Annotated in this window: 16 protein-coding genes; 6 read left to right on the top strand and 10 right to left on the bottom strand. The window is 74.5% G+C overall.

Annotated elements, in window-relative coordinates:
• The first annotated feature begins 139 nt into the window (after window positions 1-139).
• Window positions 140-1,039: an SDR family oxidoreductase gene (locus QRN23_RS03790; protein ID WP_056042968.1), complete on the top strand. Its 900-nt coding sequence runs from the start codon at window positions 140-142 to the stop codon at window positions 1,037-1,039.
• Between the two features lie 81 nt (window positions 1,040-1,120).
• Here the strand turns inward: QRN23_RS03790 and QRN23_RS03785 are convergent, their stop codons facing one another.
• Window positions 1,121-3,577, bottom strand: coding sequence for an ATP-binding cassette domain-containing protein (locus tag QRN23_RS03785; RefSeq protein WP_285062609.1), 2,457 nt, complete (start codon window positions 3,575-3,577; stop codon window positions 1,121-1,123).
• Between the two features lie 173 nt (window positions 3,578-3,750).
• Here QRN23_RS03785 and QRN23_RS03780 point away from each other — a divergent pair, with 173 nt between their 5' ends.
• Window positions 3,751-4,998 carry a putative endonuclease domain-containing protein gene (locus QRN23_RS03780; protein ID WP_502874803.1) on the top strand — a complete coding sequence of 416 codons (1,248 nt, stop codon included), beginning with the start codon at window positions 3,751-3,753 and terminating at the stop codon, window positions 4,996-4,998.
• 180 nt (window positions 4,999-5,178) lie between these two features.
• Here the strand turns inward: QRN23_RS03780 and QRN23_RS03775 are convergent, their stop codons facing one another.
• The 3 genes from QRN23_RS03775 to QRN23_RS03765 are packed head-to-tail and all read right to left on the bottom strand — an operon-like array spanning window position 5,179 to window position 6,836.
• Window positions 5,179-5,781 carry a GIY-YIG nuclease family protein gene (locus QRN23_RS03775; RefSeq protein WP_502874802.1) on the bottom strand — a complete coding sequence of 201 codons (603 nt, stop codon included), beginning with the start codon at window positions 5,779-5,781 and terminating at the stop codon, window positions 5,179-5,181.
• 44 nt (window positions 5,782-5,825) lie between these two features.
• Complete coding sequence (locus tag QRN23_RS03770) at window positions 5,826-6,059, bottom strand: PLDc N-terminal domain-containing protein (protein WP_159827332.1); 234 nt, start codon at window positions 6,057-6,059, stop codon at window positions 5,826-5,828.
• A 33-nt stretch (window positions 6,060-6,092) separates the two neighbouring features.
• Window positions 6,093-6,836 carry an SDR family oxidoreductase gene (locus QRN23_RS03765; protein WP_056042980.1) on the bottom strand — a complete coding sequence of 248 codons (744 nt, stop codon included), beginning with the start codon at window positions 6,834-6,836 and terminating at the stop codon, window positions 6,093-6,095.
• 172 nt (window positions 6,837-7,008) lie between these two features.
• On the opposite strand from QRN23_RS03765, the gene QRN23_RS03760 reads away from it, so the two are divergent.
• Together QRN23_RS03760 and QRN23_RS03755 are read left to right on the top strand one after the other, a co-directional pair.
• Window positions 7,009-7,854 (top strand): helix-turn-helix transcriptional regulator, encoded by an 846-nt coding sequence (locus QRN23_RS03760; RefSeq protein WP_056042983.1) that lies wholly within the window; start codon window positions 7,009-7,011, stop codon window positions 7,852-7,854.
• Window positions 7,855-7,979: 125 nt separating this feature from the next.
• Window positions 7,980-9,035 (top strand): Gfo/Idh/MocA family protein, encoded by a 1,056-nt coding sequence (locus tag QRN23_RS03755; RefSeq protein WP_285062608.1) that lies wholly within the window; start codon window positions 7,980-7,982, stop codon window positions 9,033-9,035.
• Window positions 9,036-9,127: 92 nt separating this feature from the next.
• Here the strand turns inward: QRN23_RS03755 and QRN23_RS03750 are convergent, their stop codons facing one another.
• Together QRN23_RS03750 and QRN23_RS03745 are read right to left on the bottom strand one after the other, a co-directional pair.
• Window positions 9,128-10,045: a hypothetical protein gene (locus QRN23_RS03750; protein WP_285062607.1), complete on the bottom strand. Its 918-nt coding sequence runs from the start codon at window positions 10,043-10,045 to the stop codon at window positions 9,128-9,130.
• On the bottom strand, window positions 10,038-10,547 hold the full coding sequence (locus tag QRN23_RS03745; protein ID WP_043594763.1) for an RNA polymerase sigma factor: 510 nt from the start codon (window positions 10,545-10,547) through the stop codon (window positions 10,038-10,040). The genes QRN23_RS03750 and QRN23_RS03745 overlap by 8 nt, the downstream gene beginning before the upstream one ends.
• Before the next feature lie 257 nt (window positions 10,548-10,804).
• On the opposite strand from QRN23_RS03745, the gene QRN23_RS03740 reads away from it, so the two are divergent.
• Window positions 10,805-11,539, top strand: coding sequence for a CHRD domain-containing protein (locus QRN23_RS03740; protein ID WP_056044472.1), 735 nt, complete (start codon window positions 10,805-10,807; stop codon window positions 11,537-11,539).
• Between the two features lies 1 nt (window position 11,540).
• On the top strand, window positions 11,541-12,203 hold the full coding sequence (locus QRN23_RS03735; RefSeq protein WP_285062603.1) for a class F sortase: 663 nt from the start codon (window positions 11,541-11,543) through the stop codon (window positions 12,201-12,203).
• A 40-nt stretch (window positions 12,204-12,243) separates the two neighbouring features.
• Here the strand turns inward: QRN23_RS03735 and QRN23_RS03730 are convergent, their stop codons facing one another.
• Genes QRN23_RS03730 through QRN23_RS03715 form a run of 4 tightly spaced genes read right to left on the bottom strand, consistent with a single transcriptional unit; the run spans window position 12,244 to window position 16,125 of the window.
• Window positions 12,244-13,437: a M28 family metallopeptidase gene (locus tag QRN23_RS03730; RefSeq protein WP_123571668.1), complete on the bottom strand. Its 1,194-nt coding sequence runs from the start codon at window positions 13,435-13,437 to the stop codon at window positions 12,244-12,246.
• Complete coding sequence (locus QRN23_RS03725) at window positions 13,434-14,699, bottom strand: hypothetical protein (RefSeq protein WP_285062598.1); 1,266 nt, start codon at window positions 14,697-14,699, stop codon at window positions 13,434-13,436. Before QRN23_RS03725 ends, QRN23_RS03730 begins: the two co-directional genes overlap by 4 nt.
• A complete protein-coding gene (locus QRN23_RS03720; RefSeq protein WP_285062595.1) occupies window positions 14,696-15,394 on the bottom strand; it encodes a TenA family protein in 699 nt (232 codons plus the stop codon). Before QRN23_RS03720 ends, QRN23_RS03725 begins: the two co-directional genes overlap by 4 nt.
• Window positions 15,376-16,125, bottom strand: coding sequence for a glutamine amidotransferase (locus tag QRN23_RS03715; RefSeq protein WP_043593262.1), 750 nt, complete (start codon window positions 16,123-16,125; stop codon window positions 15,376-15,378). Before QRN23_RS03715 ends, QRN23_RS03720 begins: the two co-directional genes overlap by 19 nt.
• Window positions 16,126-16,177 lie beyond the last annotated feature (52 nt).

Genomic DNA, 16,177 nt, shown 5'->3' with positions numbered 1-16,177 from the left:
GATCGTCCTCCGCCACGATGGCGGGCACGATCCGCGGCCACTCGTCCGCTGCGTCCGGGCCCGTACCCCGAACGCGCCGCGTCGGCGGAGGCGGCCCGGCGTAGCGTCCAGGGCACCCCCGAACCAGAGAGGACCCCGCATGACCCGCGACCAGTACACCTTCTCCGACCCGCGCACGCTCTACCCCACGATCAGCCCCGAGGTGCAGCACCAGGACGAGCCCGGCCTGCAGTCGCAGATGACGCCCGTCCCCGACCTCGGCGAGGAGACCTACCGCGGCACGGGACGCCTGCAGGGGCGCAAGGCCCTCATCACGGGTGCCGACTCGGGCATCGGCGCCGCCGTCGCGATCGCCTACGCCCGCGAGGGTGCCGACGTCGCCCTGAACTACCTGCCGAGCGAACAGTCCGACGCCGACCACGTCATCGCGCTCGTCGAGGCCGCGGGGCAGAAGGCCGTGGCCCTCCCCGGGGACCTGACCAGCGCGTCCTTCTGTCGCGAGCTGGTGCAGAAGGCGGTCGACGGACTCGGCGGCCTCGACGCCGTCGTCAACGTCGCCGGCAAGCAGGTCTGGCACGAGGACATCGCCGACATCACCGACGAGCAGTTCGACCTGACCTTCCGCACCAACGTCTACGCCCCGTTCTGGATCGTCAAGGCCGCCGTGCCGCACCTCGCCCCCGGCTCGACGATCATCAACACCGCCTCGGCCGAGGCCCACACGCCCGCGCCCGACCGCCTCGACTACGCCGCCACCAAGGGTGCGGTCAACAACCTGTCGAAGGGCATGGCGCAGCAGCTCATCACGAAGGGCATCCGCGTCAACGTCGTCGCGCCCGGCCCGACCTGGACCGTGCTGCAGGTGACCGACGGCGTCGACCCCGAGTCGCTGCCCGAGTTCGGCTCGAGCGAGGCCCCGCTCGGTCGCGCCGGCCAGCCCGCCGAGCAGGCACCGGCCTACGTGTTCCTCGCCTCGGCCGAGTCGAGCTTCGTCTCGGGCGAGACGCTCAACGTCAACGGCGGCATGGTCTCGCCGTAGCCCGACCGACGACGGAACCGAGGAGGCGCGGGTCGGCTGGACCGCGCCTCCTCGGCTCCTCGGGTCAGTGGCCCCGGCGGCTCAGGCGGGCAGCGCCGCCGCGAGGTACGGCGCGGTGCGACTACCGGTGGCTCCGGCCACCTGTTCGGGAGTCCCGACGGCGAGCACGCGCCCACCGGCGTCCCCTCCGCCGGGGCCCAGGTCGATGACGTGGTCGGACGCCGCCACGACGCCCATGTGGTGCTCCACCACGACGACCGTGTTGCCCGCGTCGACGAGCAGCTGCAACTGGGTGACGAGCAGCTCGACGTCGGCGGGGTGCAGGCCCGTCGTGGGCTCGTCGAGCAGGTAGAGCGTGTGGCCCGAGCGTGCCCGCTGCAGTTCGGTCGCGAGCTTGATGCGCTGCGCCTCGCCGCCCGAGAGTTCGGTGGCCGGCTGACCGAGTCGCAGGTAGCCGAGCCCGACCTGCCGCAACGTCTCGAGGGCCCGGGAGGCGCTGGTCACCTCGGCGAGGAACGTCGCCGCCTCGTCGACCGTCATCGCGAGCACGTCCGCCACGGTCGCGCCGTGCCACGTGACCTCGAGCGTCTCGGCGTTGTAGCGGGCTCCGTGGCACTCGGGGCACGGCGAGTAGCTGCCGGGCAGGAAGAGCAGCTCGACCGAGACGAACCCCTCGCCCTGGCAGACCTCGCAGCGGCCCCCGGCGACGTTGAACGAGAAGCGTCCGGCGCCGTACCCCCGGGCCCGTGCCTCGTCGGTCGCGGCGAAGGCCTGGCGCACGGCGTCGAACAGGCCCGTGTACGTCGCGAGGTTCGACCGCGGAGTCCGGCCGATCGGCTTCTGGTCGACCTGCACGACGCGGTCGACCCGCTCGTGGCTCGTCGCCGTCTCGGCCAGCACGCCGCCGACCAGCGTCGACTTGCCCGAGCCCGACACCCCCGTGACCGCGGTCAGCACGCCGAGCGGCAGGTCGACGTCGACGCCGTCGAGGTTGTGCCGGGTGACGCCACGCAGTTCGAGGGTGGCGGTCGGTTCGCGGCGGACGGGCGACCCGCCCTGGGCGCGACCGTCGGCGGAGGGGTCGAGGAACCGCCTCGTGACGGAGTCGGCGACCCCGGCGAGCCCGGCGACGGGCCCGCTGTAGAGCACCGCGCCTCCTTGGCTGCCGGCCCCCGGGCCGACGTCGACGACCCAGTCGGCGCGACGCACGATGCTCATGTCGTGCTCGACGACGAACACCGAGTTGCCACTCGCCCGTAGCCGCTCGAGCACCTCGACGAGGGACTCGGCGTCGGCGGGGTGCAGGCCGGCGCTCGGCTCGTCGAGCACGTAGACGACGCCGAACAGGCCCGAGCGCAGCTGGGTCGCGATGCGGAGCCGCTGCATCTCGCCCGGCGACAGGGTCGGCGTCGCACGGCCGAGGCTGAGGTAGCCGAGCCCGAGGTCGGCGAGCACGGTCGTCCGGGCCAGCAGGTCGGAGGCGATGCGGACGGCGACCTCGGTGACCTCGCCCGACGACGCGTTCGACACCGCCGCCGACGCACTCGTCAGGGTCGCCGTCGGCCGCAGGACGTCGCCCAACTCGGCGATCGGCAGGGCGTTGAGCTCGGCGATCGTCCGGCCGGCGAAGGTCACGGCGAGCGCCGCCCGGGTCAGGCCGCTGCCACCGCAGAGCGAGCAGGGACCGCTCTCGACGTACTGCAGCACCTTGGTCCGCTGGGTCTCGCTCTGCGAGTCGGCGAGGGTGTGCAGGACGAAGGCGCGGGCGCTCCAGAAGCGGCCCTTGTACGGCTTGGCGACGCGGTCGCGCTGGGGGGTCACCTCGACCACGGGCTGCTCCTCGGTGTAGAGCAGCCAGTCGCGATCGGCCCGCGGCAGGTCACGCCAGGGGCGGTCGATGTCGTAGCCGAGCACGCTCGTGACGTCGCGGAGGTTCTTGCCCTGCCAGGCTCCCGGCCAGGCGCTGATCGCGCCGTCGCGGATGCTCAGGTCGGGGTCGTGGACGGCGGACGCCTCGGTCACCTCGTGCGCGATGCCGAGCCCGTGGCAGCGCGGGCAGGCCCCCGCGACCGTGTTCGGCGAGAACGAGTCGGACTCGAGCCGGTCGGCCCCCGCGGGGTAGCTGCCGGCCCGCGAGTAGAGCATCCGCATCGAGTTCGACAGCGTGGTCAGGGTGCCGACGGTCGACCGCGAGCTCGGGGCGCCGCGGCGCTGCTGCAGGGCGACCGCCGGGGGCAGGCCGGTGATCTCGTCGACGTGCGGGGCGCCGCCCTGGGCGATCAGCCGCCGCGCGTAGGGGGCGACGGACTCGAAGAAGCGGCGCTGCGCCTCGGCGAAGATCGTGCCGAAGGCCAACGACGACTTGCCCGAGCCCGAGACGCCCGTGAACGCGACGATGCTGTCGCGCGGGACGTCGACGTCGACCGCGCGCAGGTTGTTCTCGCGAGCGCCCCGGACGCGGACGAATCCGCGGGCGTGGACGTCCGCGGGTGTGTCGGCGGGGGCGTCGGGCACGTCGGGAGGGGCGGTGTCGGGCATCCGGTCGATGCTACGGGTGTCCGCCGGAGTCGGCCCGGGTGCCGGTGGCCCGGCGGGGTGCCGGTGCGGCGTCGGCGGGGTGTCGGCGGGCTGTCGGCGGGCTGCGGGGCTGCGGGGCTGCGGGGCTGCGGGGCTGCGGGCCGAGTGTCGGTGGCCCGTCGTAGCGTGTGCGCGTGCCCGAGCCGATCGCCGCCTGGTGGGCGCGACGCCGGTCGTCGCGCGGCCTCGCCGTGCCCTACCCCGTGGGCAGCTACCGCGAGGCCTGGGCGTCGTACCCGGTGCTCGTGCGGCAGTACCGGCCCGAACACAATGGCGGCATCGTGCTCAGCCAGATCCCGCCCGCGGCCGACGTGTGGCTGTGCTGGCTCTGCGACGCGGGCCACGTCTTCGTCGCCACCCCCGACGAACAGCGGCACCGGCCCGGGCGCGAGCGCCGGCGGTCGTCGTGGTGCCCCGAGTGCAGCGAGCTCGCCGCTCCGCGCGCCCTGCCGATGAGACCGCCGATGGCACCGGCGGCGGTGGTCCGCGCACAGGCCGAGGGCATGCCGACGCAGGGCGCGAGTGCGACGGGCCAGGCCCGGCCGGCACCGGGCGATGCCGGGACGGCGTCCGGCCAGGCCTGGGCGGCCCCGACCGCAGGAGGCGCGGTGCCGGCGGCCCCGTCACCTCCGCCCCGGCGTCGCCGCGGCTCGAGCACGGGTCTGCCGTCGACGACGCCGCGCGCGGAGGCGAGCCGCAGTCCCGAGCCCTCCCGCGCCTCCCCCACCTCGCCGCTAGTCAGCCACATCCCCACCGAGCGTGCCTCCCCGTCCACCGGCGCCTCCCGCACCGAGCATGCCTCCCCGCCCACCGGCGCCTCCCGCACCGAGCTCGCCTCCCCGGCCATCAGTGGCTCCCGCACCGAGCGCTCCTCCCCGCCGGCCCGCGCCCCTCGGCCGACCCGCGCCTCCCGGCCGGTGTGCGACAAGACGCCGGCCCTGCCGACCGGTACGCCTTTCGTCAGCGCGTGTGCCCCCAAGCCGGCGTCGGCGGTCGAGGCCGAGCTGCGAGCCGGACTGACGGCCCGGCTCGAGTTCGAGCCCGGCCTGAACGCGGTGCGGGTCGGGCGTCCGTTCTTCGACCACGTCGAGGTGTGGCCCGACATCGTGCTGAGCGAGCTGCGGGTCGCGATCGAGTACGACTCGACCGGGCGGCACGGGCTCGAGCACGTCGGGCACCGCGAGACCGCCGACCGCCGCAAGGACGCCGCGCTGCGGGCCGCCGGCTGGGAGGTCGTACGGCTCCGGACCGGAAAGCTGCCCCGGCTCGGCCCCCACGACCTGCAACTCTCGGGGCTGACGCGGCAGACGGTGCCCCTGCTGCTCGACGAGCTGCGTGCCATCCGCGGCCCGCTGCTCGTCGACGCCTACCTGCGCCGCTGAGTCCGGCGCGCCCCCCGGCGGCAGGGCCGGGCGGGCGGGCGGGCGGGACCACGACACCGCACCGCGTTTCGTGCACGGCACCCGATCTCGTCGCGGTGCGCTGTACGAAACACGGTGCGACGTTCAGAACGTGGTGTCACGCGACCCCCGGGCCAGCCAGGCTAGCCAGGCCAGTCGGGCTCAGCCGCGCAGGGCCAGCGCCTCGCTGCGCCAGCGGGCGTAGCGCTGCCACGGATCGTCGATGCCCTCGGCGAGCGCCGCCACGTGGGCGTCGAGCTCGGCACTCCGGGCGAACCATTCGGTGCGACCGAACCGGGACGCCGCGAACTGGCCGTGCCGTCGCCGTTCGACCAGGCGGTCGCCGCGCTCGAAGGCCAGGAGTTCGTCGTGCCAGAGCGTCCTCAGCCGCTGTCGGGGGTTCGACGAGGTGCCGATCTTGATGCGGTCCTCGAAGCGGATGTAGTAGACGACGTCGACCCGCACGACCCCGAGCTCGCCGTCGGGCACGTCGCCCTGACGCCACTCGCAGACGGCGCAGAGCCACCCCGACGGCCAGTGCACGCCGAGCCGCGACCCGCACGCGAGGCACGGCGACGGCAGCAGGTCGGCCACTCCCTCGCCCGACCCCTCGAGCGAGGCGGCCCAGTCGGCGGCGAGCGCGAGGTGCCGATCGCAGAGCGGCACGGGGGACGACGGATCGACCGGACGACCGCAGGAGTCGTCGCCGAGCCGCCCCGTGCCTCCTCGGCAGGTGTCGTCGGGTCGGGGCGTCGGGCTGGTCACCCCCGCAGGCTAGGTGCGGCCACCGACACCCGGCCGGGCCCGGCTCAGTCGTGCTCGTGGTCGATGCGCAGCCCGAGCGGGTGCGGCCCGAGCAGCAGCCAGACCGCACCGGCACCGAGCGGGAAGAGGACGGCGGCGACCGTCCAGACCGTGCGCTCGAGCTGCGTCGTGTCGGCACGCCGTCGGACGGCACGCACGATGCTGACGACGATCACGAGGTACACGACCGCCACGACGATCGCCACCACCGCCGGACCCCAGTCACCCCATGTGCTCATCCACCCAGCCTAGGGTGCGGCCCCCAGCCCGCCTCAGTGACCGCTGAGCCGCGCCAGCACCTCGTCGTAGCGCCCCTCGGCCTCGGCGTTGCGCAGGAACTTGACCCGCTCGACCAGGATCTCGTGGGCGTCGGGCTGGGCCTCGAGCAGCGCCATGGTCTCGTCGAGGTACTCGTCGAGCGGCATGGCCGACGGGTCGTCCTGCTGGCCGAGCAGGGTGGTCTGCACGGCCGGCGGCACGAGTTCGACGACCTGGACGCTCGTGCCGGCGAGCTGCACGCGGATGCCCTCGCTGAACGAGTGGATCGCCGCCTTGGTCGCGTTGTAGGTCGGCGTGATCGGCAGCGGCACGCTCGCGAGCCCGGACGACACGGTCACGATCGACGCCGCCGGCCGTGACTGCAGGAACGACGTCCACGCGGCGATCAGGCGGATCGGCCCGAGCAGGTTCGTCGTGACGATCGCCTCGGCGGTCGGGAGGAACTCACCTGTCGTGACGTCCTCGGTCTGCATGATGCCGGCCATCGCGACCACGACGTTGGTCTCGGGCCAGCGGCGTTGCACCTCGGCCGAGACGTCGACGACGGCCTGCGGGTCGGTGGTGTCGAGCTCGACGGCCTCGAGGCCCGGGTGGTCGCGGACGATCTGGTCGAGCAGGGCCCGGCGTCGGCCCGCCACGACGACGGTGTTGCCGGCGGCCTGCAGGCGCAGGGCGAGGCCCAGGCCGATGCCGGACGTGGCTCCGGGGATGAACACGGTGTTGCCGCTGATCTTCACGGTTGCTCCTTCGGGTGTGCCGCGCTCGGCGCGGCCGGTGGTCGTCGCCGCGCCGAGGGTGGTCGGGGCGACGACCCCACTCTGACCCGGGGAGGCGCGAGGCGGCAGAGAGCGCTCGTCCAGGGATCGCCACTCCCTGGTCGGCGAGCGACGGGGCTGACAGCATGGGGCGATGGACCGCGCCGAACTCGCCGACTTCCTCCGCCACCGCCGCGAGGCGCTCCGGCCGTCCGACGTCGGGCTGCCCGAGGGCGTGCGTCGGCGAACCGCGGGACTGCGTCGTGAAGAGGTGGCGGGGCTCGTCGGCATGTCGACCGACTACTACGCGCGGCTCGAGCAGCAGCGCGGCCCCCAGCCGTCCGAGCAGATGCTGGTCGCGCTCACCCGGGCGCTGCGGCTGAGCCTCGACGAGCGCGACCATCTCTACCGCCTGACCGGTCACCACCCGCCGCGCCGCACACGCGGCGGCGACCACGTCAGTCCCGCCCTGCTGCGGGTGCTCGACCGTCTGGACGACACCCCCGCGCTCGTCCTCAGCGACCTGGCCGAGACGCTCGCGCAGAACCGGCTCGCGGTCGCCCTGCTCGGCGACCAGATGAGGCACGAGGGTCTCGACCGCAGCGCGTTCCACCGGTGGTTCACCGACCCGGCCGAGCGCGCCTCCTACCCGGTCGAGGACCACGCGCACCAACTCGAGCTGCAGGCGTCCGGGCTGCGGGCGGCGCTCAGCCTGGCGGGCGGCCGCGGGCGACCGCGCGAACTGGTGGAGGCGCTGCTCGCCTCGAGCGACGAGTTCGCGACGATCTGGAGCCGTCACGCGGTCCACCAACGTTTCGACGACCGCAAGACGCTGTTGCATCCCGAGCTCGGCCGCATCGAGGTGGACTGCCAGGCCCTCTTCACCGAGGACCAGTCGCAGACGCTCCTCGTGCTGACGGCGACGCCCGGGTCCGACGACGACGCCAAGCTGCGCTTGCTCGACGTGATCGGCATCGGGCGGTTCGCCGAACACGAGTGAGGGCGAGGGGCGACCGTCAGACACCCGCAGCCGCACACTGGCAGCCGCCCGCACCCACACCCGCACCCGCACCCGCACCCGCGAAGATGGATGCACCCACGACGACGTGACCCCGAGGAGAACGCATGTCCCTGCAGACCCCGAGCACCCAGAGCACCCAGAGCACCCCGAGCTTGCCCGCTTCAACGGCCGTCCCGTTGCGGGGCGGGCCGGTCCTCCGCTGGGGCGTGATCGGCCCGGGCGAGATCGCCGGCGACTTCACCGACGCCCTGCACGCGCACACCGACCAGCGGGTGGTCGCCGTGGCCTCGCGCAGCCTCGACCGGGCCGAGGCGTTCGCCCGCGCCCACGGCGTCGACACCGCCCACGGGGACGCGGAGGCGCTGGTCGCGTCCCCCGACGTCGACGTCGTCTACGTGGCCACGCCCCACACCCGGCACCTGCCCGACGCCCTGACCGCGATCCGTGGCGGGAAGCACGTCCTGATCGAGAAGCCGATGGCGACCAGCACCGCCGAAGCCGACGAGATCGTGGCTGCGGCGAGCGCCGCGGGGGTCCTCGCGATGGAGGCGCTCTGGACGCGGTACCTGCCGCACACCACCGTCATCGCCGAACTGCTCGCCGAGGGGGCGATCGGAGACGTGCGACTGGCGACCGCCGACGTCGCCTGGGCGAACGACCTCTCGGCCGGCGGACGCATGACGGACCCGGCCCTCGGCGGCGGCGCCCTGCTCGACATCGGCGTCTACGCCTTCTGGTTCACCCAGTTCGCCACCGGTCACCCCGTCGAGTGGCACGCCACCGGCTCGACCCGGGCCGACGGCGTCGACCTCGACGCGGCCGTCGTCACCCGCACGGCCGACGGGGTGCTGGCCACCGCGGCGACCAGCCTGCTCACGACCTCGCCCGGGCTCGGCACGATCTCGGGCACGACCGGCTCGATCCGCACCCTGCAGAACCTGGTCTTCCCCGCGACGTTCGAGCTGACCACGGGCAGCGGCTCGGCCGTCTGGAGCGACCCGTCCGTCCCGACCGGCCGCGAGGGCTTGGCCTACCAGGCGACGGCCCTGGCGTCCTACGTCGATGCCGGGCTGCGCGACTCGCCTCTGCACTCGCTGGCCGACTCGAGGTCGCTGCTCGCGACGATCGAGGCGACCCGCGCCTCCTTGACCATCGTCTGACCCTGCCGAGACGTCACGACGTGTGGCTCAGGTCCAGGGTGGAGCGGCACGTCGGACCTCTCGGCCACCCGTGCCCGAGCCCAGGACTCGGCTCAACTCGCGACCGGGGGCACCGACGCGACGGCGATGTCGTGGCCGTCCGCGGCACGGATCTCGACGGACGCCACGTCGGGCCGCAGCACGGCCGCGTTCAACCGACAGTCGACGCGCACGTCCGACCCGAGGAATGCACCGGACTCGTACTCACGCCCGTCGCCCCCGACCACCACGACCGTGAACGCCGAGCCCGTCGGCAGGCCGTCGATGCTGAGGACGGTCTCGGTGCCCCAGGTGTGGGCGACGAGGTCTCCGTCGAGGTCGACCCCGGCCGGCTGACCGACGAAGTCCACGTGCTCGACGGCACCGAGGGTGCCGGCCGGGCCGGCCACCACCGTGTCGCGAGGCATCGCGAGGAGGACTCCGCCCCCGGCCCCGATCGCCAGGCACGCGGCGGCGACGACGGCGATCAGCAGCGGGCGACGGCCCCGGCCCGAGCGGGCGGTGGCGACGTGGGGACCGATGCGCGGGACCGTCGGGTCGACCCCCATCGTGCCGGCGCCGGACAGGATGCCGGCATCGGAGGCGGTGCCGACGCCCGAGGCGGTGCCGACGTCCGAGGCGATGCCGTCATCGGTCGCCCGCCCCACGGCCGGGTCGTCTCCGGCCCGTGCGACGGCGTCGACGCGCTCGCGGAGTCCGTCGCTCGGGGCGACCTCGTCCCAACGACCGAAGTCCGAGAGCCCTCCGACGACGACGCCCAGCGCCGCCAACTCGGCGTCGATCGACGGGTCGGCGGCCCGCAACGCGTCGAACTCGACGCGTTCGCTCGGCGAGAGGTCGTCCGCGAGCGCCGCGGCCGTCAACTCGTCACGACGGGCGTCGGCGCCCCCGACACCGTCGGCGCCCCCGCCGTCCCCGGCACCGGCACCGGCACCGTCACCGGCCCCCACCCCTGGCGTGCGGTCAGTCATCGGTCGTCTCCTGGTCGTCGAGGTGGGTGCGGAGGGCACGCAGCGCGTGGAACACACGGGTGCGGAGGGTCGCCACGGGCACGCCCGTGCGCTCGGAGACCTCGCGGTAGCTCAGGCCCTCGAGGTGGACGGCCACCACGGCCGCCCGGTGGTCGTCGCTCAGGCGGGCGAGCCCCTCGGCCATGCCCAGGCGCTCGAGCGGGTCGGCGACGGTCGCCACGGGGTCGGGGGCGTGCTCGAGCGGCACGACCGACGGCGTGCGCGTGCGTGCCCGGTACACGTCGAGCACGACGCGGCGTTCGATCGCGAACAGCCAGGTGCGGACGCTGCCGCGGTCGGCGTCGAACGAGTCGCGGGCGCGCCAGGCCCGCACGAAGGTCTCTTGCACGCAGTCCTCGGCGAGCGCCCGGTCGCGGAGGGCGTTGACGGCGAAACCGAGCAGCGACGAGCCGTGTTCGACGAACGCGGCCCGGACGTCGAGACCGGACGACCCCTCGCTCATCGGGCTCCGATCTGCGACGCGGCCCGGGACGGGCCCCGCGCGACCCATGACGGCGATCATCCGCCTGCCCTCCAGCCTATCCACGCCGTTCGCGGATGCCGACGGGGTCTACGTCCGCTGCGCCTCCGGCGTTCACCGCACCGTCGAGAAAACTTTCTCGGCACCTGGTGAACGCATCGAGGCCCGACGACGTAGGCCCTGTCGAGCGGCACCCGCCCGGGCGCCGCCCCGTCGAGAGGACCCGGAGCATGCCGAAGATGACGCGCACGACCAAGAAGACCGCCATCCGCACCCTGACGATCGGTGGCGCCGCCGCCACCGCCGTCACCCTGTTCGGCGTGACGCCCGCGTTCGCCGAGACCGAGGTGCCCGAGCCCGCGACCTTCACCAGCGCCTACACGGTCATGGCGACGCCCGACCAGGTGATCAACAACGATGGGGTCGCCACCCCGGGCGAGGCCGGTGCCACGGGCACGTTCGACTTCCGCGTCAACAGCGACACCGAGGTGATCTGCTACGACATCACCCTGCGCGGCGTCACGGGCGAGTACCAGAGCCCGGCGAAGACCGCGACGCACATCCACGAGGCCGCGAAGGGCCAGGCCGGCCCGCCGCGCATCTCGTTCCCGAACCCGGTCGACCGCGGTGACGGCACGCGCACGAGCAGCGGCTGCCTGCAGGGGCCCTTCACGACCGGCGTCATGAGCGCCGCCGGGGCCGACACGGGCACCGGCTTCAGCCTGAAGCAGCTCGAGGCGAACCCGGCCGGCTTCACGGGCGACTCGCACACGGCCACGTTCGCGGCCGGCGTCGTCCGCGGCCAGCTGACGCAGGTGCCCGTCGGTGGCGTCGACACCGGACTCGGAGGCGCGGCCGCCGAGAGCGCGTCGGCCGGCGGTCTCGGCCTCGCGGCCGGTGGCGCCGGGGCCCTCGCCCTGCTCGGTGCGGGTGCGTACGTCCTGACCCGTCGTCAGCGCGCGGCCCGGGCCTGACGTGCTCCGCTCCCTCCGCCCGGTGGTCGTCGTCGGCGTCGTGCTGGCCCTCGCCGGGTGCGCGTCACCCGGGGTGGTCGCACCGACGGTGACGCCGGCCCCGGGGGCGGGGGCGAGCCCCTCGACGACCGCGGCTCCGTCGGCGACGGGCACCGCACCTCCTGCGGTGGGCGGGGTCGACGGCGGCGGGGTCGACGGCAGCGGCGAGGTGGTCGGCGAGGGCGTCGCTCCGGCGGCCGTCTCGGTGCCGGCCATCGGGCTGGACGCCCCGCTGATCGATCTCGGGATCGCCGACGACGGTGCCATGGAGGTACCGGTGGACGCGGACGACGTCGGGTGGTTCACCGGCGGGGGCCGACCCGGTGGGCGCGGGCCGACCGTGATCGCCGCCCACGTGGACTCGGCGTCGGGCCCCGCGGTCTTCGCCCGCCTCGACGAGCTCGTCGTCGGCGACCGGGTCGACGTGACCACGGTCGACGGGGACGTCGTCGGCTACGCCGTCACCGAGGTCGTCGACGCGCCGAAGGCGGAGTTCCCGACCGCCCGGGTCTTCGGGGCGCAGCCGACCGACCAGCTGCGGCTGATCACCTGCGGCGGCGTCTTCGACCGTGGCTCGGGCCACTACGACCAGAACCGGATCGTCTTCGCCGAGCCGGTGGCCTGAGCCCGGCACCCGCCGCCCGCCGACCGGGCACCCGGCTGGTCTACAACACCCCGGGAGGCGCGGCCCGCGTCGGTCGCGCCAGGGTCGCCACGAGGTGCTCGACGAGCGGCACGGTCCACGCGACGTTCGCCGCGATGCCGCGGTTCGGTTCGTCGTCGGGCTGGTGCAGGCGGTGCAGGTCGTTGAAGGTCAGGAACGCGCTGGGCACGCCCGCCCGGTAGAACGACGCGTCGTCGGTGCCGGTCGTCGGCGGGAACCGGGTGACCAGCTCGAGGTCGGGCCGGGTGGCCGCGGCGTGCTCCAGCAGCGCCCCGCGGAACGCCGTCGAGAACGCCTCGGGGGCGCCGAACGCCTCCACGAAAGATCCGCGCCCGAGCCCATCGACGTTGAGCACGTAGTCGATGGCGTCGAGTTCGTCGGACGAGGCGCTGTCGACGAAGTGCCGGGACCCGCCCAGGTGCCACTCCTCGGCGGTGAAGAAGACGAGGCGGACCGACGCGACCGGCGGGGCCGCCGCCCACCGCTCGGCCAGCTGCAGCAGGGCGATCGTGCCGCTGCCGTTGTCGTAGGCGCCGACCGTGTTGAAGAACGTGTCGTAGTGCGCGCAGAGCAGCACCGACCCGTCGCCCGTGCCGGGCACGTCGACGACCAGGTTGTCGCTGGTCGCGGCGTCGACCGGGCCGCCGTCGGCCTCGATCTCGACCTCGACGGGCTTGCCGTCGGCGATCCACTCGGTCAGCTGCAGACCGTCGACGCGGCCGATCGCGAGGTGGGCCACGTCGTGGTCCGACCCGGAGGGCAGCGGCTGCGGTGCGGCGGGTCCGTCGTCCCGCGCGTGCAGGTAGGCCACGACGTCGCCGCCGTCCGCCCGCACGACGAACTTCTGCCAGACCATCGAGTCGCCCCAGAGCCCCTGCGGGCCGACGGCCTCGACCGTGCCCCGGCGCGCACCGCCGGTCGATCCGCTCCAGAGCATCGGCCAGGCGGGCAGCTCACGGGCGATCGGCTGCTGCACCGCGACCCGGTGCACGCTGCCCGGCTGCCAGCCGGGCAGCGTCACGGGCTGCCGGGCGACCGGCCACCCGACCGCGGTCAATCGCTGCTCGAGCCAGTCGGCCGCGGCCGCGATCCCTGCGGTGCCGTGGAACCGGGGGCCGTGCTGGACCAGGGCGACGAGGTCGTCGTAGGCGCGTTCCGCGCGCTGCGCCGCGGCCGGGTCGGTGTCGTGGGTCATGTCGTGCCTCTCGGGGACGGCTCTGGGGTGGGGGACGGGGACGGGGACGGTGTCGTGGTGGCGGTCGACGACGCGGCCGACGGACCGAGGAGGCGCGGCGCGGCCCCCCGGGCGGCCTGCGCCACCGTCGTGGCGGGCACCCCGAGCAGGTGCTGGGCCACGCGGGCGACGTCGTCCGTCCTCCCCCGGAACCACCAGCTGGCGAACCGGTCGGTGACCGCCTCGGGTCGCGGCCCGAGGACGGGCGTGCCCCGGGCCTCGATCTCGGCGAACCCGCCGAGCCCGCCGTCGTCGTCGTACAGGTGCAGCGAGTCGCCCCGGACCCCCGGGGACGGGTCGGGCTCCTCCGAGTACTCGGCCGACGGGTCGCTGTGGCTGCCGCGCACGAAGAGCACGGCACGGTCGTCGGCCGGGTCGCCGACCGCGCGCACGTACCCGAGGCGTCCGGTGACGTGCGGTGCCGCGAATCCGATCTTGAAGCGGTCGGCACCGGTCAGCGACACGGCGACGCCGCCGGGCACCTCGGCGAGCAGGTCGCCGACCGGCTCGTAGTAGTCGGTCACCTGGGTGTCGGGCACGGCCGCGACGAACGCCGTGCCGCCCGCCCGCACCTGGTCGAGCATCCACGACTCGGCCTCGTGCGCGCCGTCCGAGGTGATGCCGAGCCGCACCTCCGTCACGTAGCCGCCGTACTCGACGGCGTCGACGAGCGGTGCGCCGCCGGGGCCCCCGGCCGACGCCCCGCGCAGGTGTCGCAGCGGGTGGGCCGCCGGCCGCACGACGAGCGTCAGGTCGGCCCGCACGAGCCCGGTCGGCTCCGTGAACGCCTCGAGCTCGGCGACCCGTGACAGCGTCACGCGGTCGCCCGTGCGGCCGAGGTCGTGGCGGCCGGGGTCGAGCGACGGCGGCATCTCGTAGCTGCCCCAGTAGTCGCTGCGGTCGCGGATCATGTAGGCGATCTCGGGCCCGATCCAGACCCGGTCGCCGCCGACGTTCCAGTCGCCCGAGTCGACCAACGCGCCGAACGCGTCGTCGTCGGCGAACGCGTCGGGCAGCCAGTTCTCGGCCTCGCCCTCGGCGAAGAAGGGTCCGTAGACGCGTCCGCCGTAGGACGAGACGACCACGACGGCGTCGGCTCCGACGACCACCCGTTCGGAGGCGATGCCGGCCGCGGCGAGACGGGCCTCGACGGCGCGCAGGTCGATCGCGACCGGGCCGACCGGGCCGACCGGGTCGACCGGGCCGACAGTGGGCCCGGTCACGCGGCCACCTCGACGAGGGCGCTCGCGTGGAACGCGTCCTCGGCGCGCAGCATGCCGACGAACCAGGCGTCCAGCCGGGCGTCGGTCACGTCGGCGGGCAGCTCGTCGACCAGCTGGTGCAAGAAGGCCACCTGGGCGCGGAAGCCGTCGGTGACGTGCAGCTCGATCCACCGTTGCACGTCGTCCGGTCGGGGCACGGCACGCTCGGCCGCCCGCGTGCACCACCGCAGGTAGAGCGTCTCGGCCGCGGCGAGGCTGGTGACGACCCCGCCGTATCCGCCCTCGGCGAGTGCCGCCGTCACCGCCCCCTCGAGGACGGAGGCGCGGCGCAGCAGGTCGGTCGAGGTCGCGTCGTCGACCGGTCGCGTCGAGAGCAACCGCTCGAAGTACCGGCTCTGCGGACCGACGAGGTCGGCGACGGCCTCGGCGTGGCGCTCGGCGCGGGACCACTCCGGCTGCTGCCAGAGGCAGTAGCCGGCGAGACGGGCCGCCGTCCGGACGAACGCCTGCTCGATCGCGAGGTAGCGACCGAAGGCGGGGTCGTCGAGCGTGCCGTCGGCCATCCGGGCCAGCAGCGGGACCGACGCCGAGGCGTCGAGCTCGGCCGAGCAGCGGGCGACCAGCGCCCCCGCCCGGCCCGTGCCGACGCCCTCGGGCCGGGTCGTGCTCGCCACCGTCAGCGGCCGGTCAGCCACGACACGATGCCGTTGAACACCCGGGCGTAGCCGTCCCACTCCTCGCAGAACGCCGGCGGCGCCCAGTGCGGCGAGCAGTCGCTCGTGAAGACCGCCGTGCGCCCCGCACCGGCCTCGCCGACGACGACGAGCGGGTCGCCGTCGAGGCGGGCGAGCTCGACCGCGCCCGGCTTCACGACGGTGCGGTTGTAGCCGAGCAGCAGCGGCCACTCGGTGCCCGCGCCGCCGAGGGCGGGGTGCTCGGCGTCGAGCACGGTGGCGACGACGCCGGCCGGGCGCTCGACGCGGTCGTCCCCGATCAGCATCTCGACCGGCAGCACGTCGGCGATCTCGGTGCGGGCGTAGCCCGCACGACCCTGCCAGCCCGAGAACGACAGGTAGCCGCCGATCATCAGCAGCGCGCCTCCGGCCTCGACCCAGCGGGCGAGCTCGCGGACGCGGTCCCGACCCGGGATGCTCTTCTCGAAGACGGCGGGCGCGAGCTGCAGCGAGTTGACGCCGATGTCGGACAGCACCACGACGTCGTAGGCGTCCAGCGCCTCCTGCGTCTCGGGGAAGTCGGTGGCGACGAGGTGGGCGGGCAGGTGGACGACCTCGTGGCCGCCGGCCTGCAGGGCCGTGCGCAGCTGCGCGACGCCTTCGGTGTACGAGTGGGCGGTGAACTCGTCGACGCCCTTGGTGTGGGTGGTCGCGGTGATCCAGCTCTCGCCGGCGATGAGGATGCGGGACATGGTGGGGCCTTCCGGTGGTGACGGGACGGTTCGGGACGAGGAGGCGCGAGCG

Source organism: Frigoribacterium sp. ME-P-080 (assembly GCF_030209595.1).
GTDB lineage: Bacteria > Actinomycetota > Actinomycetes > Actinomycetales > Microbacteriaceae > Frigoribacterium.
The sequence above is the reverse complement of the archived record's forward strand: the minus strand, read 5'-3'. Positions and strand labels throughout refer to the sequence as shown.